This window comes from Acetivibrio saccincola (assembly GCF_002844395.1).
GTDB classification, from domain to species: domain Bacteria; phylum Bacillota; class Clostridia; order Acetivibrionales; family Acetivibrionaceae; genus Herbivorax; species Herbivorax saccincola.
Map to the genome: position 1 here is coordinate 3154200 of NZ_CP025197.1, position 25872 is coordinate 3180071.

Consider the following 25872-nt stretch of genomic DNA (forward strand, 5'->3'; position numbering starts at 1 on the left):
TTTCATCTGTTTTTATAATATTTTTAATTAAATGTCACAAAGTAATAATTTTTTACGTTACAGGGGTGAAAATGCATTTTCAGTTCACAAAGAAAGGAGATTGTTAATGGATGAAAGCAATTTAGGTGCCGATTTTTCCAAAGGGGATGAAAAAGCACTTTCAAATATCATAAATACATACGGCCAAAGACTTTTAATGAAAATACATCTTCCCAAAATAGATTTTATGTACATTTCAAATATCGGCTATATTGACGGCAGGCTCCATATTCAAACCAAGTGGTCAAAAGACAATATTGACGATCATGGATATTTTTACTTTGATAACATCTCTGACAAAAAAATAAGTTCCGGAAACATTTACTACAGCGTGACCAAATCAGGTACTGCTAAAAATGGCAGGGATTATGTGGAATATATTTTTGATGTGCAAAATTTAGACTTGGAAAATGCAAAACTTAAAGGGCATTTTGTAACTAACGGCAACTATGTAACAGGAAATTGGAAAGTTTCGTTTGAAATGCAGTCAGTGAATGAAGAAAAAAGTTTTCCCTGCAGCATAGACTTAGATTCATTTCAAATAGATAATATATCAATTTCCCCGCTAGGAGTAACTTTAACCGGTACTTTGAAAGGGAATGAAAATAAAGATGCCACCTTAGAAAATATAGATGTAGCTGTAAATTTAAATAACGGAAGCGTCCGTAAATTTGATTCAGTTATATCCGGAATGGAAAATGACAAAATTAAAATTAAATTTACATCTGATTTGCCTTTATATGTTTCAACGGTTGAATCCATTGATATTAACGGAACCAGAGTTGAACTAAAGTAAAGTCCCAATGGCTTTTCAATAAAATAAAAAAGGAAGGGTTTAAGCCCTTCCTTTTTTATTCAACAATCCTGCTTGCAACATATGCTATATCAAGTATGTCTATAACCCCGTCATTGTTTACATCAGCTATTCTTGCCTCTAACCAGTCATCACTGTCTGAATTTTTTGTGTTGTAGTATACAACAATAGCCAGGTCCCCAACATTTATAACGCCGTCCCTGTTAACATCCGCAGGGTCTGTCACCGCAACCCTCACTGACTTTAAGGAACCCTCAACATTTAAAACATCTCCTGAAGGAGCTTTGCCAAGCATTGCATTTATTGAAATGTCAGTATATACATCAGTATCTATATCCTTTGGAGTAAGTATAAAGTTTACCACTTCAACATCTCCGTTAAATCCGTCACTGTTTACTGCAATAACCCTTACTTTGCCCTCTTCTAAAAGAATTGTATCAATAATTTCCGTACCTTCAGCCGCAGCTTCAGCATCTACAAATTCAAATACTTCCCCATCAAAGCTTAGCACTATGTCCTGGGCATATACTCCTTTTACATCCTTTAACCCATATGTAACTTTATACTCTTCTCCTGCCACAACAACCTTTTCAGCTTTAAGTACCGCTTCTGTTGCTTCTTCAAATTCTGCAGATACAGTTATATCTGAATCAGGCATAACAAAGCTTGTTCCGGTTATAATTACCTCTTCAACACCGTCAGTGTATTTTAGTGAACCTTCTTTTAATTTCATTCCTTCATCAGGAATTACAGTAATGTCAATAACATTTCCCGGACGTGCAACGGATCTGCTGACCTTTACAGTTCCTCCTTCGCACTCTGCAACTTCAACTGTATTTCCTTTTTCAAACCTGATGTTGTCCAGATACAGCCTTCCTGCAAAAAGGGTATAGTCCCCTTCAGCAAATATGAGAATTATATTTCTAAGTTCCATGTCATCTTCAATGTTTAAAATGTCTCTTAGTGACATTTGAACTTCATAATGATACAGACCTTCTTCTGTAACTTCTGCTTCATCCAATGCGGTGAAATCAACTTTAAAAACATCCGTTGACTGTGCCCACCAACCTGCCTCAGGTGGCTGGAAAACAAGGTTAATCAACATAGAACCCTGGTCTTCCCCACGGATTGGGTCAATATACAAGTCAAATACTACAAAGTCATTATCCCCGCGAACCATTCCCGGCATCCACATTTCCAAACGTGAAGCAGATGCCCAGCCGTCACTTGGCTTCACTTCAGGATAAGCAAACTCCCATGAGATAGCATTTGAACCATTAACCTCTTCAATGGTCAGTGCACTTTTTACACCTGACTCCGGATTCCAATTCCATCCCTGGCGTGTTCCGTCTTCAAAATCAGAAGGAAGTGTTGCCTCTCCAAGTTCATCATGAATTACAGGTATTTCAACAATTTTCCCCGAAACTGTGATGTTGTCCAGATAGATGGTATCTGTATTTTCTGCTCCTATAAATAAAATAATATTTGTCAAAGTATTGTCGTCAGGGTCCATAGCAATTGCCTCAAAAGAAGGAGCATCTTCTGTTGAAATAACTAAAGTAGCTTTGTACGTGCCTTCAAATTCTTCAAAATCATCTTCCGTCACTTGAATTGCCCTTGCAGGGTTTGCCCAGTCTGCTGCCGGTCCTTGTAAAACAGCGGCAATGGATACAGTTGAAGGCGAATCCAGCATAATATCAAAAGATATTTCCTCACCACCTAAAATGTCTACGGCTCCTCCCCATTCATCTGCTGAAATACGGGCATTAGCCCAGAAGTTGCCGTCTGAAACATCATTGCTTTCACCAAGCCCTGATATTTTAAGTGCGTTTTCTTCATTGGAAAGTTCCACTTCTATTGGACTGTCTGCATTTAAAACAAACCCTTGAGTTGTCTCATCATCAAAATCCCATATTACCTTTGTAAAGATAGTTCTATCAATTGGTTCATATTCAATACCTTTAATGCGTGAACGTATATATTCACCTGAAAGGCTCAGCTCTTCCACAGCCCAAACCCGGTCATCTCCCGGATCTAAAGGAGTTGCCTCTGTTTTTCCCAATTCAAAGGGAACAAATGCACCTGATATTTCATTTTTATTGGTTAATGACCAGTTAATCCAGCTGATATTATTTGCATTTAAAAATTCAATCCACATATCAGCTTCATCCAGATAAGGACCGCCGTCACCTGTTGCTTCACTTACACCCCACTCTGTTGCAATTACCGCAAGGCCTTTTTCCATTGCATAGCGGGCATTGTTCATTACATTTTGTCTTTCTGAACTTGGAGTACCTTCAGGATACCCTTCATCTGCAGGCATATGTGTCCCTGTATAAAAGTGAATTGTGTACATTATATTTTCAGCATCTATAGGGTCATCTGCTGCCAAATCAGGTCTTTGGCTCCAGTTAGGGCTACCAACAACTATAATGTTATCCCCTTTTTCACGGAGCATTTTTATAATAGGCTCTGCATATTCCTTTACCGCCTGCCAGCCCTCTTCATCATTTGTAATACCGGGGCCGCCGCTGCTGTTGGAACTTGGTTCATTTGCAAGCTCCCAGATTATGTAGTGAAATTTTTCATGGTCTTTATAGTAATCTGCCAGCTCTTCAAAGAAATCATATGCTCCTGAGTATACTTCAGCCCTTGGATCTCCCGGAGCATGAACGTGCCAGTCCACTATTACATACATATCATTTTCAAATGCCAATTCTATCCCTTTGTAAACCAGGTCCTTTACACTCGGGTCTGTGGCATAACCGTACTCTCCCACTTCATCCCCCTAAATTTTTTTGTTTTTACGTTGTTTTACAATTTTTTTGAAAAAGCACCCTCCTTTATAATAAAATTATACATTATAAGACTTATGGTAATTTTTAAGCATTTAAAAGCTTTTTATAAAGAATGGCAAGAAAGTGGTGCATAGATAATTCTTAAATGAAGTTTATAGAATTTTTCCAATCCAGATGTTATTATATCATCAAATAAATTTAAAATTCAACATACTCATGAAACTTTTGAATCTGTCATAACATTAATACGATAATGATTTTAAAATCTCAACAAAAAAGATACTCGCAATTATGACAAATACAATAGTTAATACAAAATAAATAACTGTTAAAATTAAAGCGGCTTTCCCAAAATTTTCTAGATTTTGGTTTTGCGATACAAATGCTAAGTAAAATAAAGTACCAATATTTACTAGCGGAATAGTAAGCAAAAACATTACCAGCAACCATTTACCTATTGATACCGTATCATTCCCTAAAGAAGCATAATTATTTGCTGGTCTAACACTTTGCAGGCTTTCATCCTCGCTCTTAAGCATGCTGCCGATTAAAGATTCATTACAGTTATTACAGTATTTTGCAGCAGGCTGGTTTGAAGCGCCGCAATTTTTGCATATTTTTTTCATTATAAGTCCTCCTTTTTTGGTGTAAATTTATTTATTAATTTATTTATTTTATATAAAAAAATAACGTCTTATATAAATACCCTCCGGTTTTGTTTATGGCTTTGTTTATGGTTTAACATATTTTGTTGTTTTTTGCTTTACTCATATACCTCATTACCCAAAGTTATTTTTGTAATGTACATAACTTTGCATTCATTTGTCCCCTGAACAAGGCTGCTTTCCCAAACCGCTCTTTCGCCTCCGGCTTTTACTAAAATGTCTACTTTTACCAGTTTCCCTTCCAATATAATAAACTGCTTCTCTTTTACCTTTTCTATGGCTTCTAAAATCCTGTCATTTGCATGAATGGCATGAATATTATCTATATGCATATACATTTCTTCAGTAGTGAAGGGATGGTCTACAGCATCATAACTGTAGATTAAGCATCTGTCTCCAAAACTAAAATCAAAAAGCTCTATACTTGAATGCAATGCCAATCTACCATGGGCTATACCGATATCATAGGGTGCAATTGGAACGGCAAGGTCAAAACCATCAGGATACCTGTTTTTCGCCAGCATGCGTCCAAAAATCCTGTAATCAGCCAATGGCACAATTTTATACTCAATACCCTCTTTATTTATTGTAAAAGGTTCACCTAGAGGAGTCTTTTTTATCATAGGTTTTTCATATGTGCTAAACTGTGAAATGAGAGGATCCTTGTTGGTGAAATCAGATATAAAAAGACCAGCTAATACAACAATGGAAACACCTATAAAAATTATAAGCATTAGGTATATTACTTTTTTGAGTAATCCTGGGGGGCTTTTCTCCTCACTGAGTTCAAGACTTCTCTCAACTAAATTATAATTCTCTTTGTCTTTCCCATTCCCATCAAGTTCTCTTTCCCTTGTAAATTCGTCCAAATTAAATCACCTAAAATCTGTTTTGTTTTTCACTTTATTTTACCATATTTAAACTTGCTATTCAATCGTTAACCATGGATATGATAAAAAAATATAATTTACATTTTATTCACACATACTTCAAAAAAATAATTTAGAATAAATCTTGAAGTCAATAAAATTACTCTTTTATTTATACATGGTTTTATATACAATTTTATTTAATATTTTATGAATGCTTTTCTATTCTAAAATAATATTTTGGAATAGAAATTTTATTTAATTTAGTATATAAAATTGATGTATATAATTGGTGTATAGAAAGGACTGAAAAAAGTGGAAAACGCACAGGTACAAGTTAAAAGTTTTGAGGAAGAAGGAAAACTGATAACTTCTTTAAGGGCTGAAATAAATAAAGTCATAATTGGTCAGGAATATATGGTTGACAGGATAATCATGGGGCTTTTAACAGGGGGGCATATTTTATTAGAAGGTATTCCCGGACTTGCAAAATCACTGACTGCAAATACTGTGGCAGAAACCATCGGAATTGGCTTTAAAAGAATACAGTTTACCCCCGATTTACTTCCTGCAGATATTTTAGGAACTGAAATATATAATCAAAAAACAGGGGAATTTGTAATTAAAAAAGGCCCCATTTTCACCAACATCCTGCTGGCAGATGAAATAAACCGTGCACCTGCTAAAGTACAGTCTGCTCTTTTAGAGGCAATGCAGGAAAACCAGGTTACAATTGGTGATGTGACTTACCGCCTTGACAAACCTTTTTTAGTTATTGCAACTCAAAACCCTATTGAGCAGCAGGGTACATACCCCCTTCCTGAAGCCCAGCAGGACAGGTTTATGCTAAAACTTAAAATAGAATATCCAAAAAGGGAAGAAGAAAAGCAAATTATTGAACGCTTTTCTAAAGACAGGGTAAATGAACCTCCTTTGAGGAAAATATTATCCCACGACACCATAATGCAGCTTAGAAACCTTATTGATGAGGTATATGTGCATGAAAATATTAAAAATTATGTGTTGGATATTATATTTATGACAAGGGAGAAAAATATATACATTGCATGCGGGGCGTCCCCACGTGCTTCCATAAGCCTCATTAAAGCCTCTAAGTGTAAAGCTTTCATGGAAGGCAGGAATTTTGTCATACCTGATGATGTTAAATCCGTAGTGTACGATGTTTTAAGACACAGAATTTTATTGTCATATGAAGCAGAGGCAGAGGATATTACCTCTGAAGATTTGATCACACAAATCTTAGAAAAAGTTAATTTGCCTTAAATTCAATTTGTGTTAAATTTTTGTATTATTTAAATTTTGTATTAAAGATTTTGTTGTATTAAAGATTTTATATTAAAATTCACAGAATGTTAAGTGTTAAATTAAGTGTTGGTTAAATATTAAATACAGGCTTAAATATAATAGGGCAGGAGATTTAATATGACTTCTAAAGAACTGATAAAAAAAATACGGCGTATTGAGATAATATCAAATAAACTGGCGGAAGAGATATTTTCAGGGGAGTACCGCTCAGGCTTCAGGGGAAGAGGTATGGAATTTGAAGACATACGGGAGTACTATCCCGGAGATGATGTTAGAAATATAGACTGGAATGTCACTGCAAGGCATAATAAAGCCTATATAAAGCAGTTTGAAGAGGAGCGGGAATTAAATGTATTTCTTTTAATAGATATGTCTCATTCCAATAGTTTTGGAAAAAAGATGGAGTTAATTGCCCAATTAGGTGCAACTCTTGCCTTTTCTGCAATAAGAAATAATGACAAAGTTGGAATGCTTCTTTTTACTGAAAAAGTTGAAAAATATATTCAGTCTAAAAGTGGAAAAAAACATGTGTTATCAATAATTGAAAATATTTTGGATTTTAAACCTGAACTAAAAGGCACTAATTTGTCAAATGCCCTGCAGCACTTTAACCGGATTGAGAAAAAAAGAAGCGTTATTTTTTTAATTTCAGACTTTTTAGACCAGGGATTTGAAAAGGATTTAAAAATTACTTCCAAGCATCACGACTTGGTTTTAATACACATTGTGGACAGGGCTGAAGAAGTGATACCCCAGGGGGCTGTTTTTACTTTTGAAGATTTAGAAACAGGTGAAATTTTTGTTTTGGACAATACAAAAAACCAGTATAAAACAAAAGACCATTTAGATTTACCCAAATCAAACTATATTAAAATTTACACAGATGAAGACTTCGTAAAACCTTTAAAACAATTTTTTAAAAGAAGGAGTCGCAGATGAAAAAGATAAAAATAGTTTTTTTGATTGTTATTGTATTTTTGTTTTTTGTTCCGTTTTTTGCCGCAGCAGAAAGTGAGGATACTGCCGGTATTGAAGGTACTGTAGAAACTCAAGGGGTTCCGGAAAGTAAAGATAATGCGGAAAGTGAAAGAAATATTTATATAGGGGATTTAATTGAACTTAAAATAACCTCCGGTACAATTACAGAGGATGAGCTACGGGAAAAATTTGAAGAGTTCGATATAGTTGATATAAAAAGTGACGGGGAAAGTTATATAATAACCATTCGGAGCTTTGAACCCGGTGAAAAAATTGTTAAAGTAGGCAATAAAGAAATTGTAATTGATATAAAATCCACTTTAGATGAAATAGACAATGAGGGAATATTTGAGGGAAGTTTTGAGCCAAAAACAGGGGGAAAATTTAATATTGCCGGATATGCTGCCTTTTTATTTCCTTGTGTTTTTTTCCTTTGCGGCATTATGCTTTTAGTTACTTTTATAAAGAGAAAAAAAGCAGCTTCCCTCATCCCCTATCAGCTGTTTGTAAAAAACACCGGGGCTCTTTCACCAAACGATGCTGCTTACCTTGTAAAATTAACGGAATGTTTTAAAAAATACATTGAAGATGTCTACTCCTATTCCATAAGGGGCAAAACCTCTTCTGAAATTATAGGGGAAATTAAAAATATAAAAGAGATTGACCCCTTTATAAAAAATTTAAAAGAATGGCTTTATGAATGTGATATATTCAAATTTTCAGGCAAAACCCCTGCACCTGAGGACAAAAAAAGATTGTTTGAAAGCCTTATGGGGATAGTTGGCAAAATAGAAAAAACAAAAGAGGGAGAAGTATGATAGAGTTAGCCGGTTGGTATTTTCTGCTTTTAATACCTTTAGTCATATATTTATTTTTTAGAAAACAAAAGAAAAGTGCATTAAAATTTTCAAGTGTAAAGCTTCTTAAGGCTTCAGCAAAAAAAGATACTTTTAAACACAAACTAGGAAAGTATCTTATAGCGGCAGGTCTTGTCTTTCTTATATTTGCATTAGCAAGACCTCAGCTGCAAAAGGAAACCATACCCATAGACCAAAAGGGGATTGACATTGCAATAGCCCTTGATATATCAAGTTCCATGAGTTCTGTGGATTTTGAACCAAACCGTTTAGAAGTTGCCCGGGCAACCATTAATGAATTTATAAAGGAAAGGGTTAATGACAGGATAGCCCTTATAATTTTTGCAGGCACCGCACATACAAGAATACCACTGACTTTAGACCACGACATATTAACACAGTCTTTAAATGAAGTAACTTTTGATTCCCTGAACAAAGACGGTACAGCTATAGGAATGGCTATTTCAGTGGGAATTAACAGGCTAAAAAAAAGTGATTCCCAGAGCAAGATAATAATTCTTTTAACAGACGGCGACAACAATGCAGGGGAAATTAATCCCTACACTGCAAGCCAGCTTGCAAAAGATATGGGTATTAAAATATACACAATAGGTGTGGGAAGTGACAAAACCATTGTAGAGGTGACAGATATTTTTGGAAGAGTACGCAGGCAAGCATATGACGGGGGTTTTGATGAAGAGCTTCTAAAAGAAATTGCGGAAGAAACAGGAGGACAGTATTTCCGTGCCAAAGACCCAAAAGCTTTAGAGCAGATTTTTGAAACTATAGACATGCTAGAAAAGAGTGAATTTGAAAAAGATGATTTTATACAATATATGGAGCTTTATGTTATGTTCGCAATAACAGGCCTTTTACTGCTGCTACTTGGTATTTTCTTTGATAAGTATTATTATACAAAAATTCCTTAAAAGGCTGATTTTGATAAGGGAGGGCTTTTTAGATTTATGAACTATAAATATCCTTATAATATTGTTTTTATACTTGTTCCTATACTTGCTTTGATTTTGTTAATTTTAGCTTACAGGAAAAAAGAAAAAATACTAAATGCAATGAATATAAAAGTCATTTTAAAATTTAAATTTTTAAAAAGTATACTCATAACCTTAGGGCTTATGCTGGTTGTATACTCCCTAACGGGACCTCAGACCTTCCAGGGACTTTTAGAACTGAAAAAAGAAGGTCTTGATATATATGTTTTAATTGATACTTCAAAAAGTATGCTGGTTGAGGATATCCAGCCAAACAGAATCAGCAGGGCAAAGAAGATAATAAAAGATATTATTGACAAGCTTGAAGGGGACCGGATAGGCTTTATCCCCTTTTCCTCCGATGCATATATACAAATGCCTTTAACAGATGATTATAATCTGGCAAATATGTTTTTGGATGTAATTGATACAAATATGATTGGCGGCGGGGGTACAAATATAGAAGCTGCAATTAAATTAGCTTACAAATCCTTTGAAAAAACCGCTTCTTCTGACAAAGTCATAATAATTATAAGCGATGGGGAAGAACATGAAACAGACAGTATAAAAGCAGCGCAGCAGATTAGTGATGAAAATTTTAAAATATACACAATAGGCATAGGCACTGAAAAAGGCGGTTTAATACCTGTTTATGATGATAATGATCAAAAAACAACAGGGTATATGAAGGATTTGGACGGCAATTTTGTTACCTCATCCTTGTATTCTGACAATTTAAAGAAACTGGCCCAAATAGGAAATGGTTTTTACTATGAAAATGACGGCTCTAATTTAATAAAAGATATGGCTTCTTTAAAAAGAAGCACTACTAAAACAGAAAAAATAAGAAGGTACAAACTCCTTTACCAACCCTTTTTAGCAGCAGGAATTCTGCTTTTTACAATAGGTTATCTTCTGCCGGAAAGGAGGATTTTATGAAAAAAATATTGTTATCCACCTTTATTGTATCAGGAATTTTATCAATACTGGTGTTTGCCGCACATTTTTTAGAGTTTAGTGACATTACCAATTCATTAAATAAAGTGCTGGCAAAGGGTAATTCCCTTTATAAGGAAGAAGACTACCAAAATGCCCTGAATACCTATCAGGAAGGTTTGGATACTTACAATAAAGGCAAATTAAAAGAAATTGCCCGGGATAAGCTTAATTTTAACAGTGGTCTTTGTGAATACAGACTTGAAAATTATCAGGAGGCTCTGGAGTATTATCAAAAAACCCCCTCCCAATTGGAAAAATACTTAAAGTCAGGAAACTCTGCCTTTAAGTTAGGTGAAAAAGCAACAGAGCCTTCTGAAAAAATGCAGTACTACAGGGAGGCTTTAGAGTTTTATAAAGAGGGGATTGTGGAATTTCCTGACAATGTTGATATAAAGTATAATTATGAATATGTGAAAAAATTAATAGAAGACCTTCAAGAATCCCAAAATGAACAGCAAGAAGAAAATAATCAGGAGGAACAGGACAATCAGGATAAAAAGGACAATCAAGAAAATGGACAAAATGGTGAAAATCAAGAAGATCCGGAAGAACAGCAGGAAAATGAAGGTCAGGAACAGAGTGAAAATCAAACCGGAAATGAAGAAAATAATGACAGTGAAAGCGAATCCGAAAGCGGTGAGGAAAATTCCGATGGCAGTGAAAATGAATCAGGAAGCCAGGAGGAAGATACCAGAGGCAGCGAAAACAAATCAGGAAACCAAGAGAAAGATGCCGACGGCAGCGAAAATGAATCGGGAAATCAGGAAGAAGATGCCGGAGACAGTGAAAATATGCCTGGAAGGGAAGATGCCCATGGAAGGGAAATTGAGGATCCGGAACAGGTGCTAAGAGTTTTAGAAATGCTGGAAAAACTTGAAGAAGAAAGTCTTAAAAATAATCAGGGAATTGTAATAGAAGGTGAGGAATCAAAATATGGCTGGTAAAAAAACAAATTTTAAAATAGTTTTTATAACAACTTTATTAATTACTTTTCTTCTGGCAGCTAATATACCTGTGTGGGGAAATACCCCGGAATTCAGGCTTGATATTGACTCTTTAAAATTAAGCAGGGGGGAAAGCACTACTTTGGCAGTTTCCATTGTCAATGCTCAAAATGCTGAAATTGTAGATATCGAAGGCATAGACAATTTTAGAATTGTCTCAACAAGTACTTCAGACGGCACTCAAATTATCAACTCCCAGGTAACACATACAAGAACTTACAGGCATGTTATAATACCAAAATTCACCGGAGAGTTTACCCTTGTGGCAAAAATAAGATACAATGGCAGCATATACGAGACTAATGAGTTAACGGTTACTGTAACTGATTCTCCCCCGGCTGAAGAAGAGGAAGCAAAAGACCTCTTTATAAAAACCGTTTTGTCTGAAAATGAAATATATTACGGACAAAAGGCGGTCCTCACTTATGAATTTTATTCACGTTTTAATATAGAAAGGCTTGGTTTTTTAGATGATATTAAACTAGACAGCTTTATTACACAAGAAATTGAAAATGATAACTTGTCCTATGATTTTTTGTACATTAATGGAAAGAGGTATGTAAAATACATTGTAAAGCAAATTTTTCTTACACCCATTAAAGCAGGCTCATTCGAAATACCCCAGTACACTTTCCAGGCTAATGTAAGTACCGGCGGTTTCTTTGATTCTTCAAAACCTTATTATTTAGAGACTGAACCTGTAGAATTAAAAGTTAATCCCCTTCCAACGGACAACAAACCTGCTAATTTTTCCGGCCTGGTGGGCAACTTAAATATAACTTCCAATTATACAAAGCAGCAAATTGACATTAAAGACTCACTTACCCTGGAAGTGACTTTGTCCGGAGATTGTGACCTGGAAAACTTTAAGAATATAATTCAAGATGAAATACCCGGGTTTTCTGTATATGAAACAGAAAAGAATTCTGAAGAAGGGGTGGAAGATAATAAATATTTCTCCAAAAAAGAATTTGAAATTATACTTGTACCGGAAAAAACAGGAGAGCTTGAAATTCCGCCTATAAATATAAATTATTTTGATACCCGGACTAAAACTTATAAAAATCTGGAAATTCCCGGTGCAACCATTACGGTAACCGGCAACATGCCCCAGTCCCGGGAAAGCTACGATGCCCCGGCTTCAGCTGATGTGGAACAAATTAAAATAGAGCAAATCAGCTATAAAAATAAAGACAATGGATATATGACAATAAAACTTAAAAAAAGTATGCTGTATACTGTATTAATTGCACTTTCTCTTTTAGCAATTATTGTGCTTTCTATAATTTTTATAACTATTTCTAAAAAGAAAGGCGACAAAAATTTGGGGATTATGTACAAAAAAATAAAGAAATCCACTAGCATTGAAGAAATTTATAATGTATTTAACGACATGATAAAATACTGTTTTAATCTAAGTATAAAAGCCGGCACCAGGGCAGCAATAAAGGAAAAGCTATCCCCATATGGCATTTCAAATAGTGTACTTGAAGTTGTTGACTGTGTTGAGGGTAAAAACAGTGATATTTCCACTGTTAAAGGAAAAATACATGAAGTTTATAAAGCCCTTTCAAAACTTAAAAGGTAAATTTATTTAAAGCATTTATTATTTAAGCCTTTATTTTAAAACATTTATTATTTAAAACTTAATTATTTAAAAACTTTATTATTGGTAAATGTTATATAGCTTTTGTGTACCTGTTGGCAAAACAGCTGGCACAAAAGCTATCCGGCTTTATTTTAGGCACAAAATTCAGCCCTTTAACCATACCCACCATTTCATTTATAAGCACTTTGGTTTCACCTTTCCTGCCTATATCAATATGAAACTCAAATGTTATCCCTTTTTTACCCAATGCGTCATATATCATGCCAATTCTTTCTTCATCAAATAAATAAGCCAATTGAAGAGTTATACAAGTTTCCATATATATTTTTTCCCGCAAGTTTCTAATAGGTCTTTGCAGCACACTTTTATGCAAAAAGCCTATAGCCCCCTTCCCCACCCTGTGAACATGAATGCATGTCACAAAATAGGTTTTGCCGCTAACCTGGGAATCAGTTCCTATAGATATTTTATACGAACTGTTTTTATCAGCTTTTATATAGTTTAATATTTCATCAAAAGCTTCTTTAAATGTAAGCTCACCTTTCCCCAAGCTTCTAAATACAGTTGTTTCATCGAAGAGTATATTACTTCCTGATGACATAAGTAAACTTCCCTCCTTTGATTAATAGAAAAAAACCCCATGACACAAAAAGTCACAGGGTTTTTAGAATTCTGATTTATTAAGGCTAAAAAAGACATGAGGGTACCGCCGTCGCACTAAAACACGTCTGTAATATCTTTTTTCCCTCATACCAATTATCTTCCTTTCAAAAAATTATATTTCTATAGTAACATACTGACATTATAAAATCAATAAACAGGGCCTTGGAAATATATGACTAATATGAAATCCTTAATAAAATCTATCATAAACGATGTGTGTTTCCCGATTTTCATTCTTCTTCCTCCCAGGCATACTTTTCCAGTTCTTTTTTAGGCATGGGTGTATAAACTTTTTCAGGTAACATATTGTGCTATACGGCAATAACTCATCAACCGATGCTGCATAGCCAGGCTTCCCTCAATGGCAATCTTTTTTCCATAGTTAATAAACTTCTGTAATAAAAGTTGAGCGTAGAAGGAACTTTACCCGTTCCCACAAGCATTAATTTACAATCGGTATAATGTGAAAACAGAAAATCTATCAGTTTTTTCCATAACCCTTTCGCTGGCAATCAGGCTTAACCGCAATGCTCTTAATTTCATAAATACCGTCTCCCTCTTTTGTAACCACACATTCAGCTTTAACTCCGTCATCGTCCAGAACAAACATTTCACCACGTTCAAGGTACTTGTCTATCATGCTTTCTTGCTCATCAGCCAATAAAAGCAAGTCTATATATGCTTTCTTATTTTCTAATACTTTCCTTATTTTCATATAAGAAGACACCCCCCTATAAATTATAAGAAACATTTACATATTCGTCACTGCTAAAGATAAAGCTGATGAAATATTGTTAATCATCAATTTAAGAAATGGGAATTGACGGGCACTGTCGGAAATACTTTTTCTCCTTTTACATGTTCCACCTCGTCAATAATACTTTCGAGTTAGCTGTCCAATTCATCCGGTGTAACTCCGACACGGCCAGCCAAGCGTTCTTCCTCAACTGCCAGCAGTTCTTCCCGTAGCTTCAGCATTTTTCTCGACGGGTAAAAACCTCTATATCCATAACCACGAGATCACCCTCGCCGTTGTTGGTGAAAAAAAAGTTTCTCCGGTGGTGTTGCCTTTTGATATAGAAGGAACAATCGGAAAAATCATTTTTCTTTTCCTCTCTTTCTGCGCAGTTCTCCGATCAACTGCTGCAGCTTTTGTTGCAATTTTCACTCATAGTCTCAGCTCCTTTTTCAGATTGTTATTTTAATACAGTCTATATCAAACGACAACCTCGTCCGCATCCTTTTCCAAACCCTTCACACAGCCTGTATTCCCCGCCTTCTATTAAGAGTACCTTGCCGTTTACCAAAGACTCGGCTATCTTTTTTCTGGCTTCAGCGTAAATGCCCTGAACAGTAGTACGCGCAACATCCACATTTAGATCAAGAGGACCAAACTTGTATATTATACCCTCATTTTGACGTATGTCAATATCTATTTTAAAAAAATACGCCAATCAAGAAATTTTTTCTATCAACTGTTTTCAGACAGCCAATCCGCTGAATTGAATGCCCGAATTTCCTTGTATTGATATGCCGTACAGAGTATTTGGCAGGTTATTCTTCATCCCTCTTCATAGATCCAAACTTCAATATGGCCTTCATTTTGGACTCAAATATTTCTGCGGGTATAAGAGCAATACCTTCTTCATCACTTAGCACAATCAGACGCTGCCCACCGGTAAGCCCAAACTTATCCCTTGCGGCTTTCGGAATGACAATCTGCCCCCGCTCGTTGATTGTAACAGAGCCCCAAATATTTTTTCCCTTCGGTGCGGGGGGAATCATACCGATACCATCTGCCGTTTCTGTTTTAACTAAGCTGTCAATAGTAACGCCATACACCTTCGCAAGACAGCTGCATTTTTCAATATCCGGAATGGTAGCTCCGCTTTCCCACTTACCATAAGCCTGACGGGAAATACCTATTTTCTCCGCAATTTCTTCCTGAGAATAACCGTGCATATTGCGAAGCATAATCAAATTATCTTTCAGCATGGCATAAAACTCCTTTACAAATCAATTTTTTCAAAACGTTCACAGGCATTCCTGTACGAAAGCAATGTCATCAGAACATAGCACAGCACACCTATGCCCAATAAGCCCAGCTGCAGTATTATATGTTCAAAACCAAATGCGTTCAACATCATAAGTCCGGGAAAATGATGCAGTGTCTCTCCAATTCCGATGGTAAGGAAGGCGGCTATAATGTATATTATGAAAGGCTTCCCAAATTTATACGCTGTCTTAAAAAAGCCTCCGATGAATATAAAATTAAACAGGCCAAATATCACAAGGGCCATACCGAGAGCAAATGGGGTTGCATTCATCAAAGCATTATTTCTGTAAAGGGATGATTCCGAAAGAATTGTCATTCGCAGTATGGTTACAGCGACCATAAGAGCAAAGCTGCACAATTCAATAAAACATGAGAACAGAAATTTAGCTTTTACCACATCTTTTTTTGCAATGGGAAGTAAAATTGAATAAATAATATCGTTCGTTTCCCGTGAATTTTGAAAACTATAGAATATGCCAAGGGTAACAAAAAACACCCCACAGAGTATCGGATAACCGGGAAGAAAAAACATAAGTCCAAAGGCAATAAACAGATAGGAAAGCACAGATGCACTGAGCTTCATTTCTTTTCTTAATAAATTAATCATTTTAGCTCACCTCTTTCCAGTCTTAAAAAAGTCTGCTCAAGATTTTCACCTGTCATTGAAAATTGTGTCACAAAATCGGGTTTTGGCATTGCAGCAATGATATTCCCTCCTGATATATACACAATATCATCCGCACATTTTTCTATATCGGAAATAATGTGCGTAGAGAAGAAGATTGCAACACCAGTTTTCTTCAACTCGCCGAATATGCTTAACGGTCATGTACCCGATGCAAAGAATGCAACAATTGGTAATATAGAAGCACACGTATTAACAGGACTTACCCCTATGTTAAGCAATGCATCAGGCTATTTATGGACTGCTGCCTATGTAAATGCGACGGGTGACCTTGCAGCCGACATATTGTCCAATATCGCAGCAGAGCAGAGAGCAAAAGTTTTTTCGAATATCTGTATAGGCAAATCAACGATAAAGGCGTAAGGGAAATAATCGACTTTTTACTAAACCGTGAAGAAGCTCATATTACTATGTTTAGAGAAGCGTTTAACAGAATTCAGGATACCGGTTCATTAAAATGATAGAGCTCATTGTCTTTAATATCTTGTTCTGCCTTCAGGCAAAGCAGTTCTTCTCTGTGAAATACCTCTTCCTCATCAGATAGGAAAAAGTAATCCGTAAGAATAAAAAACCCATCAGTCTTTAATGATTTCTGTAACTTTTGATATAGAGGTCTCTTTTCATCCGCTGTGAAATGATGCAGCGATTCTACTGAAACAGCCGCATCAAATTGTTCAATTCCAAAGGGAACATCAAAGTATGAACCAAGAATCAGAGTCAATTTCTTATCGCTGTGCTTTTCCCGCAGTCTGTTAAGCATACCGGAAGCCAAATCAATTCCGGTAACCTTTGCTGACGGGTTCAAGGGAAAGTATTCGTCTAACTCCAATTCTGTTCCGCAGCCAAGATCAATAACTCGACAACCGGAATGCATAGGAAGACACTTAGCTGTGTATTTATAAAATTCACGTGCTGATTCTATTACAATTCAATTGATGTTCTTCATATTCTTCCAGCCGTTTGTCAAAGAACTCGCCCATTTTTTCAAGCATAGTGTTTGTCCTCCACAAATTTATATTTGCTAATTTTCTTATAACTATATTTTTGTACAAGTCAATGATTTTTCATTTTCCCTAAGAACCTATTTATTTTCTTTCTTAAATTCCCAATTATATGCATATAAAAATTTTGAATTATCTCCTGGTTTTCCACAGTGCCATAGGATGATTTTCTATTCGTTTTAAAATCTCTGGATCGTCAAATAATGCCTGAGGTATATATACTTTCTTTTCAAAGTGATCAAGGAATTCTTTCTCTGAAGGTGTTAAAACAAGTAATTCGGAGAGATAATCCTTAACAACCTTCTTCGCAGTTTCCAAATCAAAAGAATCCCGTTTAGTCAATACTGGGAGCAAATCCGTCTTTATTTTATAGTTTGTCAAGCTATCAATGGCTGCAGTATTAAACTCTTTAGTAATTTCCTTTGCAGAAATGGCCGCATAAAACACTACACATTTTCTTAGAAGTTCTTCTTCCATTTCATCAAACAATTTAAACTTTATCATGTTATATGTATCATAAAGATCCCTCGCAGCACAACGATTTAGAAGGGCATTAATCTTGCTTCCAAATATTTCAATGGCATTAAGACAGTTTAATTTGTATTCGCTTTCAAAATGTTCCGTTACTATTCGCATTTCCTGTGCCGGAAATACATGTGCTCGCAAGGAATAATTAATTTCGATCTTAATATTATCCTTGTTTCCTCCCAAATTCACATATTCATATACCCACGAATCCAGACTATGCGGTTTTTTTGATTTAGGACTTAGGTTATAGCCATCAAGTTCCATGAATCTTGCAAGTGTCGTATTAATAAATTCCCTATTGTGAAGCATTTCCTCTTTGCTTTCATTAACTAAATAATCAAGGTCAATGTCCACAGATAACCTTGGAAGGTAAAGATGGTTAGATTAATTGCTGTGCCACCCTTTAGAGCCAATTTGCCTTTCAGCTTCGGTTCAGTGTTTATAAATTCAAGAATATCTGCCAAACGATAAACCTTTTCCAAAGTGTCCCTTACAAATCCAAATTCAGAAGCTCTTTTTGATATATAGCTTTTATCGTAATTAAACAAGAAAGTTTCCTCCTTGCTCAGTTATTTGAAAAATATATTCCGGAACCACCAACCTCCATTCATTCACATATTTTGTACTATCCTTCGTCAGATAACGTGTGCTTTTCCCGGTTTTATTCCTGCAATAGAGTATAAATTCGTCAGATAACTGTAATTGGTCTTTATAATGTTCTAATAGAAAGCCGGCTTTTTGATATAAAAACTGAAGATTATATGCATCCAAATACTTGATTAATTTATTTTCATTCAAGTATGGTATAGATTCTATACAATTTAGCAGCTCTTCAAGACCTCCGATTTTTTCAAAGTCTTTTATACTGTCAACTACTGTACGCTCCAGTGTGGTAACCCGAATTCCCTGTGTATTTTTAGGCTCCATAACTCCACTTGATATTTTCGATGAAACATATTTGTACGTTATCCCATTGAATTCAAAATCATCAAAGCGTTTTTCAGAAGAAACATAGATCTCATAAAACACCTGATTTGATATACCCATATACTCAAAAGCTGAATGATGCGAAAGATAAGCAGTATTATTGACGGCACAAGCTATGTGGTATTTAGTTGCTACAGGCTGTTCATCGGCTACATTGATACATGTATATAAATTATTTCTGATTTTCTTCACTAAACCTTTTTTTGACAAACGAAAAACAAGGGATGATGCAGTCTTTTTATTTCCGACAAGCTTGTATACATCATCCATCGTAAAGGTATTTAGTTTTACGAGCTGAGTATATCCTACCAACATAGACACCTCTTTAATTTATGCTGTAATTTCTTTAAATATAAAGGTATTTAACAATATTAAAAAGTCTATTTTTGTTACTTTAATTATATCGAATTTTTCTTTATATGTAAAGGAATTTACTCAAAAAATAAAGTACAAGAATATGAAAACACGGTTCTTAATTAGGACAATAGTTCTATTCTCTATCAGCTGAATTCAGGCATCAGTTTGATGTAGATTTTCATTTTAATTTAGGTAAATCTACCCTTATTTTATCACATTAAAATAGGTGAAAAAAATTTTTAACCCTACCGCAATTTGAAAAAATATTTTCACTTTACAGTAGGATTATTTTTTATAATATATTGTGGAGGGTGATGTAAAAATGAAATATATCTTCAATGTTCATGAAGGAATTCATGAATATATTAAACTTGGGAGAAATTATCCTTTTCCACCGCCACCAACTAAAAGATGTCACAATCCAAAATGCAATAAATTAGTTAGTTTCCGCAAACATGGCTTCTATGAAAGATATTATTACTCAAAAGAATATAAAGGGAAAATAGTAATCAGACGCTATATATGTCCTCTATGTGGATGCACCATATCATATATTCCTAACTTTTGTTTACCCGGATTTATTAATGCAGTAAATCATATTTTTGAATACATATATAATTTATTTTATCGTAAAGGTAGTATTAATTCAGTTATAAACCAACTAAATCTAAAAAACAACGTACAGTTTTCAAGGCAAATTCTATACCATTACAGAAAAAAATTCATTAAAAATCTCAATACAATACAAAGTGGATTAAGACAAATAATACACAAAGTGAAATTACCGGATGAAACTCTTGGAAACACAGAAAAAGCAAGAAACGTTTTAGCAATAGTAGTAAGAGAATTCCCCAACATTCAACTATTCTCTCAAAAATACTATCAAGCTACCGCCAAAACATTTCTTGAAACAAGCAATAATGTCTTTGTACTATAATCAAAAAATTACTCCGGTTATTATCCTTGACGAGGTACAGATGCTGTCAAACAGCATACTTGAAGAATTAAGGCTTTTATTTAACTTTAAAATGGACTTTGAAAATCCTTTTATATTAATATTGTCGGGGCAATCGCAAATCAGGAACAAATTACAGTTAGCGGTAAATGCACCTTTAAAGCAGCGTATAGCCGTAAAATACGTAATGCAGGGGTTAAAGCCTGAAGAACTTTCAGACTATATTTTTACAAGGCTAAAGTGTGCCGGTTTACATGAAAATATATTTACCCAGGCTGCAATTGAAGCTATTTATTCTGCATCAAAAGGCGTACCCCGCTTTGTTAACAGCCTTGCAACCTCAAGCCTTATGTATGCTTGTTCAATAAAGCAAAAACATATAGATGAAGAAATCGTATACCAAGGACAAAAAAATTTTGATATCTAAAATACTTTTATCTTTAACCGGCAGCCTTAGTCCAACGCTTATCAACCGTTTAAGTAATGATTGTTGTGAACTTATTGAATTTATACTTAAAAGTTTTCTATTATCAATATTTTGATTAAAATTTTTAAGAGCAGTTAATCTGCTCATTTTTATTATACAAATTTGAAAGTGTTATGCAATACTTATTTTTTCAAATTTTATTTTGAATCCTAGGAATTTGAAAATTTGATTATCGCGTTCCTATTTTAATTTGAAAATATTCACTAATTTGTGGTAAAATTGTCCTAAAATAATTTGAAAATATTATCTAATTTAATTTGAAAATTTACATACAAAGCCTTATAAAATTTTAATCACAATACTACGGCATTTATATATTTCGCAGTAATTGACTTTTAATAATCATAATTTTTATAAAAAATATTTTGTTAATATTTTTTTAAAATAACGGAGAGTAAGTTTTTTTACTTCTTAAAGTTGGGATGCTGTACAAGTGCAAAAATAATATACTCCCTTATAATATAATAAAGATTCTAGGAAAAATTATTTTTGAGGATACTTTTTTAAAACATAATAAGAAATTATCTTTATACAATAAAAAAACAATATAAAAAGAGGAGATAATATCTCCTCTTGCTCCATTCTCTTTATTATACCGGTTTTTATATTTTTCATCCCATAAATGCTTCAATATCTTCTTCAACTGTGCCAATACCTGATATACCAAATTCTTTTACCAAAACTTTGGCTACATTTGGTGATAAGAAGCTTGGCAAAGTAGGTCCAAGGTGGATGTTTTTCACTCCCAGGTATAGAAGGGCTAAAAGTACAATTACGGCTTTTTGCTCATACCATGCAATATTATAAGCAATAGGCAGTTTGTTAATATCGTCCAGTCCAAACACTTCTTTCAGCTTTAATGCAATTACAGCCAAAGAATAAGAGTCATTACACTGACCTGCATCAAGCACCCTTGGAATACCACCTATATCACCTAAGTTTAACTTGTTGTAGCGGTATTTAGCACAGCCTGCAGTGAGTATAACGGTATCACTTGGAAGTTTTTTAGCAAACTCCGTGTAGTATTCCCTGGATTTCATTCTGCCGTCACACCCTGCCATAACAAAGAATTTTTTTATAGCTCCGGATTTAACAGCATCCACTACCTTGTCCGCCAATGCCATCACCTGATTGTGGGCAAATCCTCCTACAATACTTCCACTTTCTATTTCAGCAGGTGCCGGGAGAGTTTTGGCAAGCTCTATAATTTCTGAAAAATCCTTCTTACCATTTTCATCAGCTTCTATATGCTTACATCCGGGATAACCTGAAGAACCTGTGGTGAATATTCTCTTTCTCACATCTTCATTTCTTGGCGGTACAATACAGTTTGTTGTAAATAATATAGGTCCGTTAAAGGTTTCAAATTCACTAAGCTGTTTCCACCATGAATTTCCATAGTTCCCTACAAAATTATCATATTTTTTAAAGTAAGGATAGTAGTGAGCCGGAAGCATTTCACCGTGGGTATATACATCTACCCCTGTACCCTTTGTCTGCTCTAACAGCTGTTCTAAGTCAGTCAGGTCGTGTCCGGAAACTAAAATTGCCGGGTTGTTTCTCACTCCGATATTTACTTCTGTAATTTCAGGATTACCGTACTTAGAAGTATTGGCTTCATCTAAAAGAGCCATAACTTTAACACCGTGTTCCCCTGTCTTTAATGTAAGTGAAACAAGCTGGTCAACAGTCAGGGAATCATCAAGGGTAGCTGCCAGTGCTTCATAGATAAAATTGCTTACTTCAGGGTCCTCTTTCCCAATGTTTTTTGCATGTTCTGCATAAGCTGCCATACCCTTAATCCCATATATAATCATTTCCCTTAAGGAACGGATATCTTCATTTTCTGTAGCAAGCACACCTATGGTACCTGCTTTTTCCAGCATTTCTTCCCTCGAATTTACCTGGAAAGTTGCTGCATCATGAAAATCAACTGCTTCTGCTTTTTCTTTCAACCGGTCTCTTACAGAAATCATTTTTTTAATTTGATTTTCAATAGCGTCGGCATCGAAATTTGCATTGGTAATGGTCATAAAAAGACTGCTAAACATCTCAGGATTTAAACTTTCAAGCTCATCTTTTTTAATTTTTCCCTTTACAACTACATCTGATATCCCCTTTAGCGTATAAATTAAAAGATCCTGGAGTTTTGCAACACCTTCATTTTTTCCACATACCCCGCGTATTGTACAACCTCTTCCACCTGCTGCCTCTTGACATTGAAAACAAAACATAGTCATAACACTTTCCTCCTTGTAAAGTAATTTATGGTTATTTTCAGCGATATAAATCACTAACCGGGCACTTAATCTAAATTTATGCTGAATTTATGTTAAACTTATTTTATCCTTTTATCATATTTATAGTCCATTGCAATTGCAACAAACCGTAAAAATTTATAAATGATTTTTATGAAATAATGGATTTTGTTTTATGGTACATAGGTTATGGTATATAGGTTTTTATTTAGTACTTAGAAATTCTATACTTTTTAAACATTGATATGTTCTTTTTCTCTTTATCGTCATATTGTAAATATTAATTAATAAAAAGAACGAAATCTTTAGTTTGCAGCATATTAGATATGGCAGGTTTTTAAAAGGAATTGATGTCATAAAACATATACAGAAACACATTATAACCTTTTCAAGTCCAAATTCATATAATACCAAAGGATATTAAACTCTTTATGTGGATTTAAGGTGATTGTATGACCTTTTCTGTTGTTCTCCTGGCAATTTCATTAAGCTTAGATGCCTTTGGTGTCGGGCTTTCCTACGGTGTAAGAAAAATTAAAATTCCCATACTTTCTAAAATAATTATATGTTTTTTTTCTATATTTTATGCTGGTATAGCATTAATAGGCGGTAAATACTTAGCATCCTTTTTACCACAAAATATATCAAAAATCATCGGAATAACAATTTTATTTGGAATGGGTACTTTAATTATTATTCAGGCACTGATAAAAAAAGATAACCGGCAGAATTCACTATGCAGCTATATAAATGAAGAAAAAACCCTTGCTAAAATAGCAATTAAATCCCTTGGAATAACCGTTAAAGTAATTAAAAATCCTATAGAAGGCGATATTGACAAATCAGGTAAAATAGAATTTATAGAGTCGGTGCTTTTAGGTCTTGCTTTATCAGTTGATGCTATTGGAGTTACGCTGGGAGTTTCCCTCACTGGATTTTATTCTGTTTTTATACCTTTTGCTGCAGGAATTTTTCAATTTGCCTTTTTATATGCAGGAACTTACTTAGGTGAAAAATTTACTTTAATTGAAAAGGTAAATAAAAAAGCAATGGCCGTAATGCCAGGATTACTGCTAATAGCCCTTGCTTTTATAAATTGCTTTAATTGATTTGTCTTTTAATCAGAACCCAGCACCATTATATGATTTATATAGGGGTCTGCCGTTCCCTGCATCTGGCATTTTTGCTCTTTTAATAACTTTATATAATCCACTATGTCCTGTGTAATTCTCTCACCCATGCAAATAACAGGTATGCCCGGAGGATAAGCCATAACCATTTCACCTGCTATCTCTCCTACAGACTTTTCTAAAGGCACCTTTTTCTTAGGACTGTAAAATGCATCCCTTGGTGATACTATCATTTTTGGGTTTTGTAAGATAATTGCAGGACTTTTATATTCCCTTACCTCAGATTTAGATGCTATATCTTTTAAAGCATTAATTAGTGCTGTAACGCTTTCTTCAGTATCACCAATGCTTATAATAGCTAAAATATTGCACATGTCTGAAAGTTCTATTTGTATATTGTACTCTTTTCTAAGTTTGGCTTCCATTTCATATCCTGTATATCCTAGCCTTGAAACGTTTATTCCAAGCTTGGTTTCGTCAAAATCATAGACACCCGGGGTGCCAATTAGTTCTTTTCCAAATGCATAAAGACCATCAATTTTGTTTATTTCTTCCCTCGCCATTCTGGCAAGATTTAGAGCATTTTCTAAAAGTTCACTTCCTTCAGTGGCCAACTGCTTTCTCGCCACATCCAAAGAACTCATCAAAAGGTAGGATGCACTTGTAGTATATGTCAGGTTTAGCACTTCTTTTGTTTTTTCAGGAGAGATCATGCTTCCCCTTAAAAACAGCGCCGAACTCTGGGTCATTGAACCACCAGTTTTATGGAGACTGGCAGCACTCATATCCGCTCCCACTTCCATAGCAGTCAGTGGAAAGTCATCATGAAAACACATGTGGGCACCGTGAGCTTCATCCACCAAAACCGCCATCTCATGCCTGTGGGCTATTCTTACTAAAGATTTCAAATCTGAAACCACCCCATAATACGTGGGGTTAATTAAAAATACTGCTTTAGCGTGGGGATTTTCTTTTATTGCATTTTTAAGGCTCTTCTCGTCTATTCCCATGGCAATTCCTAAACTCTCATTAATCTCAGGCTGCAAATAAACCGGAACTACCCCACTTAGTATTATTCCGCCTATAGTGGATCTATGGGCATTTCTTGGAATTATAATTTTATCCCCCGGCTCACATGCACTCATTATCATGGCCTGGACTCCGGCAGTTGTACCGTTAACCAAAAAAAATGCATGCTGAGCCCCAAACGCCTGGGCAAGAAGCTTTTCCGCTTCATAGATAGGGCCGGTGGGGTTATTTGCAAAGTCAAGATCCTCCATGCCGTTTAAGTCCATTTCAAGGGCACGTTCCCCTATATACTCCCTAAACTCCTTTAGCCCTTCCCCTTTTTTATGAGCCGGGACATGAAAGGGCACTACATTGCTTTCAACATGTTTTTTAACCGCATCAAAAAGCGGGGTTTTAGATTGAGTCAACCTTTTCACTTTTTATTCCTCTCTCTTACAATATATTTGCAGTCAAAATGTATAAGTCTCCCCAAAACAATATAAGAATTATAGATTATTAAAAATCAAAAGTCAACTAAAATTTTCTTTTATTTAACCTGCCAATCGCCAAAAATACAGCCGATATTCCGACGGATATCAATGAAACCGATTCTTGCTTATTGCCGGCTGTAAAAACTATAGGACAAAAATTTTGAAAAAAAATATAAAGTAAAAAGCAATTGATTTTTTAATGCAACCTGCTATAATTTTTACTTGTGAATATCAACGGGAAAGAAAGAGGAATTTATGAAAAGCAATATATATGCAGATATCAACAAAACTGTCGTATCATCATTAACGAAATATAAAG

26 protein-coding genes and 3 pseudogenes are annotated in these 25872 nt (G+C 34.8%); 12 read left to right on the forward strand and 17 right to left on the reverse strand.

Annotation, left to right across the window (positions count from 1 at the left end):
• The first annotated feature begins 106 nt into the window (after positions 1–106).
• Positions 107–835 carry a hypothetical protein gene (locus HVS_RS14070; RefSeq protein ID WP_101303352.1) on the forward strand — a complete coding sequence of 243 codons (729 nt, stop codon included), beginning with the start codon at positions 107–109 and terminating at the stop codon, positions 833–835.
• Positions 836–890: 55 nt separating this feature from the next.
• On the opposite strand, the gene HVS_RS14075 is transcribed toward HVS_RS14070, so the two are convergent.
• The 3 genes from HVS_RS14075 to HVS_RS14085 all read right to left on the reverse strand — a co-directional run bounded on the left by HVS_RS14075 (position 891) and on the right by HVS_RS14085 (position 5185).
• Positions 891–3632: a carbohydrate-binding domain-containing protein gene (locus HVS_RS14075; protein WP_207654778.1), complete on the reverse strand. Its 2742-nt coding sequence runs from the start codon at positions 3630–3632 to the stop codon at positions 891–893.
• A 261-nt stretch (positions 3633–3893) separates the two neighbouring features.
• Positions 3894–4277, reverse strand: coding sequence for a zinc ribbon domain-containing protein (locus HVS_RS14080; protein WP_207654779.1), 384 nt, complete (start codon positions 4275–4277; stop codon positions 3894–3896).
• A 137-nt stretch (positions 4278–4414) separates the two neighbouring features.
• On the reverse strand, positions 4415–5185 hold the full coding sequence (locus tag HVS_RS14085; RefSeq protein WP_101303354.1) for a hypothetical protein: 771 nt from the start codon (positions 5183–5185) through the stop codon (positions 4415–4417).
• Positions 5186–5491: 306 nt separating this feature from the next.
• Between HVS_RS14085 and HVS_RS14090 the strand changes: the two genes are divergently transcribed.
• The 7 genes from HVS_RS14090 to HVS_RS14120 all read left to right on the forward strand — a co-directional run bounded on the left by HVS_RS14090 (position 5492) and on the right by HVS_RS14120 (position 12926).
• Positions 5492–6469, forward strand: a complete 978-nt coding sequence (locus HVS_RS14090; protein WP_459562255.1) for an AAA family ATPase — start codon at positions 5492–5494, stop codon at positions 6467–6469.
• A gap of 159 nt (positions 6470–6628) precedes the next feature.
• A complete protein-coding gene (locus tag HVS_RS14095; RefSeq protein ID WP_101303358.1) occupies positions 6629–7450 on the forward strand; it encodes a DUF58 domain-containing protein in 822 nt (273 codons plus the stop codon).
• Positions 7447–8307: a hypothetical protein gene (locus HVS_RS14100; protein ID WP_101303360.1), complete on the forward strand. Its 861-nt coding sequence runs from the start codon at positions 7447–7449 to the stop codon at positions 8305–8307. The genes HVS_RS14095 and HVS_RS14100 overlap by 4 nt, the downstream gene beginning before the upstream one ends.
• Positions 8304–9275 carry a vWA domain-containing protein gene (locus HVS_RS14105; RefSeq protein WP_235827426.1) on the forward strand — a complete coding sequence of 324 codons (972 nt, stop codon included), beginning with the start codon at positions 8304–8306 and terminating at the stop codon, positions 9273–9275. The genes HVS_RS14100 and HVS_RS14105 overlap by 4 nt, the downstream gene beginning before the upstream one ends.
• A 36-nt stretch (positions 9276–9311) precedes the next feature.
• Positions 9312–10274, forward strand: coding sequence for a VWA domain-containing protein (locus HVS_RS14110; RefSeq protein ID WP_101303362.1), 963 nt, complete (start codon positions 9312–9314; stop codon positions 10272–10274).
• Positions 10271–11278: a tetratricopeptide repeat protein gene (locus HVS_RS14115; RefSeq protein ID WP_101303363.1), complete on the forward strand. Its 1008-nt coding sequence runs from the start codon at positions 10271–10273 to the stop codon at positions 11276–11278. The genes HVS_RS14110 and HVS_RS14115 overlap by 4 nt, the downstream gene beginning before the upstream one ends.
• Positions 11268–12926 carry a BatD family protein gene (locus HVS_RS14120; RefSeq protein ID WP_101303365.1) on the forward strand — a complete coding sequence of 553 codons (1659 nt, stop codon included), beginning with the start codon at positions 11268–11270 and terminating at the stop codon, positions 12924–12926. The genes HVS_RS14115 and HVS_RS14120 overlap by 11 nt, the downstream gene beginning before the upstream one ends.
• Positions 12927–13017: 91 nt before the next feature.
• On the opposite strand, the gene HVS_RS14125 is transcribed toward HVS_RS14120, so the two are convergent.
• The 8 genes and pseudogenes from HVS_RS14125 to HVS_RS17570 all read right to left on the reverse strand — a co-directional run bounded on the left by HVS_RS14125 (position 13018) and on the right by HVS_RS17570 (position 16395).
• Complete coding sequence (locus tag HVS_RS14125; RefSeq protein ID WP_101303368.1) at positions 13018–13548, reverse strand: ribonuclease H-like YkuK family protein; 531 nt, start codon at positions 13546–13548, stop codon at positions 13018–13020.
• Positions 13549–14008: 460 nt separating this feature from the next.
• Positions 14009–14325, reverse strand: a pseudogene (locus HVS_RS14130) (GNAT family N-acetyltransferase); the annotation flags it as partial.
• Between the two features lie 173 nt (positions 14326–14498).
• A pseudogene (locus HVS_RS14135) lies at positions 14499–14656 on the reverse strand (prevent-host-death protein); the annotation flags it as partial.
• Positions 14611–14778, reverse strand: a complete 168-nt coding sequence (locus HVS_RS16615) for a hypothetical protein (protein ID WP_157942946.1) — start codon at positions 14776–14778, stop codon at positions 14611–14613. The gene HVS_RS16615 and the pseudogene HVS_RS14135, both read right to left, overlap by 46 nt.
• A 43-nt stretch (positions 14779–14821) precedes the next feature.
• Positions 14822–15040: a DUF134 domain-containing protein gene (locus HVS_RS14140; protein WP_423230885.1), complete on the reverse strand. Its 219-nt coding sequence runs from the start codon at positions 15038–15040 to the stop codon at positions 14822–14824.
• A gap of 124 nt (positions 15041–15164) precedes the next feature.
• On the reverse strand, positions 15165–15584 hold the full coding sequence (locus HVS_RS14145; RefSeq protein WP_324455377.1) for a helix-turn-helix domain-containing protein: 420 nt from the start codon (positions 15582–15584) through the stop codon (positions 15165–15167).
• 35 nt (positions 15585–15619) lie between these two features.
• Positions 15620–16273 (reverse strand): ABC-2 transporter permease, encoded by a 654-nt coding sequence (locus tag HVS_RS14150; RefSeq protein WP_101303374.1) that lies wholly within the window; start codon positions 16271–16273, stop codon positions 15620–15622.
• Positions 16270–16395, reverse strand: a complete 126-nt coding sequence (locus HVS_RS17570; RefSeq protein ID WP_268876571.1) for a hypothetical protein — start codon at positions 16393–16395, stop codon at positions 16270–16272. Before HVS_RS17570 ends, HVS_RS14150 begins: the two co-directional genes overlap by 4 nt.
• 166 nt (positions 16396–16561) lie before the next feature.
• On the opposite strand from HVS_RS17570, the pseudogene HVS_RS14160 reads away from it, so the two are divergent.
• Positions 16562–16812, forward strand: a pseudogene (locus HVS_RS14160) (manganese catalase family protein).
• Here the strand turns inward: HVS_RS14160 and HVS_RS14165 are convergent.
• From HVS_RS14165 to HVS_RS14175, 4 genes are all read right to left on the reverse strand, one after another.
• Positions 16788–17225 (reverse strand): class I SAM-dependent methyltransferase, encoded by a 438-nt coding sequence (locus HVS_RS14165; RefSeq protein WP_101303376.1) that lies wholly within the window; start codon positions 17223–17225, stop codon positions 16788–16790. The pseudogene HVS_RS14160 and the gene HVS_RS14165 sit on opposite strands and share 25 nt — an antisense overlap.
• Before the next feature lie 259 nt (positions 17226–17484).
• Positions 17485–18234 (reverse strand): nucleotidyl transferase AbiEii/AbiGii toxin family protein, encoded by a 750-nt coding sequence (locus tag HVS_RS14170; RefSeq protein ID WP_235827425.1) that lies wholly within the window; start codon positions 18232–18234, stop codon positions 17485–17487.
• Positions 18210–18428, reverse strand: a complete 219-nt coding sequence (locus HVS_RS17350; protein WP_235827424.1) for a nucleotidyl transferase AbiEii/AbiGii toxin family protein — start codon at positions 18426–18428, stop codon at positions 18210–18212. The genes HVS_RS14170 and HVS_RS17350 overlap by 25 nt, the downstream gene beginning before the upstream one ends.
• Positions 18421–19137 (reverse strand): type IV toxin-antitoxin system AbiEi family antitoxin domain-containing protein, encoded by a 717-nt coding sequence (locus tag HVS_RS14175; protein ID WP_242971590.1) that lies wholly within the window; start codon positions 19135–19137, stop codon positions 18421–18423. The genes HVS_RS17350 and HVS_RS14175 overlap by 8 nt, the downstream gene beginning before the upstream one ends.
• A gap of 409 nt (positions 19138–19546) precedes the next feature.
• Here HVS_RS14175 and HVS_RS14180 point away from each other — a divergent pair, with 409 nt between their 5' ends.
• Both HVS_RS14180 and HVS_RS14185 read left to right on the forward strand, forming a co-directional pair.
• Positions 19547–20161 carry a hypothetical protein gene (locus HVS_RS14180; protein ID WP_101303379.1) on the forward strand — a complete coding sequence of 205 codons (615 nt, stop codon included), beginning with the start codon at positions 19547–19549 and terminating at the stop codon, positions 20159–20161.
• A complete protein-coding gene (locus HVS_RS14185) occupies positions 20130–20606 on the forward strand; it encodes an ExeA family protein (RefSeq protein ID WP_242971591.1) in 477 nt (158 codons plus the stop codon). Before HVS_RS14180 ends, HVS_RS14185 begins: the two co-directional genes overlap by 32 nt.
• A 671-nt stretch (positions 20607–21277) precedes the next feature.
• Here the strand turns inward: HVS_RS14185 and hcp are convergent.
• A complete protein-coding gene (gene hcp, locus HVS_RS14190; protein WP_101303383.1) occupies positions 21278–22906 on the reverse strand; it encodes a hydroxylamine reductase in 1629 nt (542 codons plus the stop codon).
• Between the two features lie 470 nt (positions 22907–23376).
• Between hcp and ytaF the strand changes: the two genes are divergently transcribed.
• Positions 23377–24033: a sporulation membrane protein YtaF gene (gene ytaF, locus HVS_RS14195; protein ID WP_101303385.1), complete on the forward strand. Its 657-nt coding sequence runs from the start codon at positions 23377–23379 to the stop codon at positions 24031–24033.
• An 8-nt stretch (positions 24034–24041) separates the two neighbouring features.
• Here the strand turns inward: ytaF and HVS_RS14200 are convergent, their stop codons facing one another.
• Positions 24042–25499 (reverse strand): aminotransferase class I/II-fold pyridoxal phosphate-dependent enzyme, encoded by a 1458-nt coding sequence (locus tag HVS_RS14200; protein WP_101303387.1) that lies wholly within the window; start codon positions 25497–25499, stop codon positions 24042–24044.
• Positions 25500–25872: the final 373 nt, after the last annotated feature.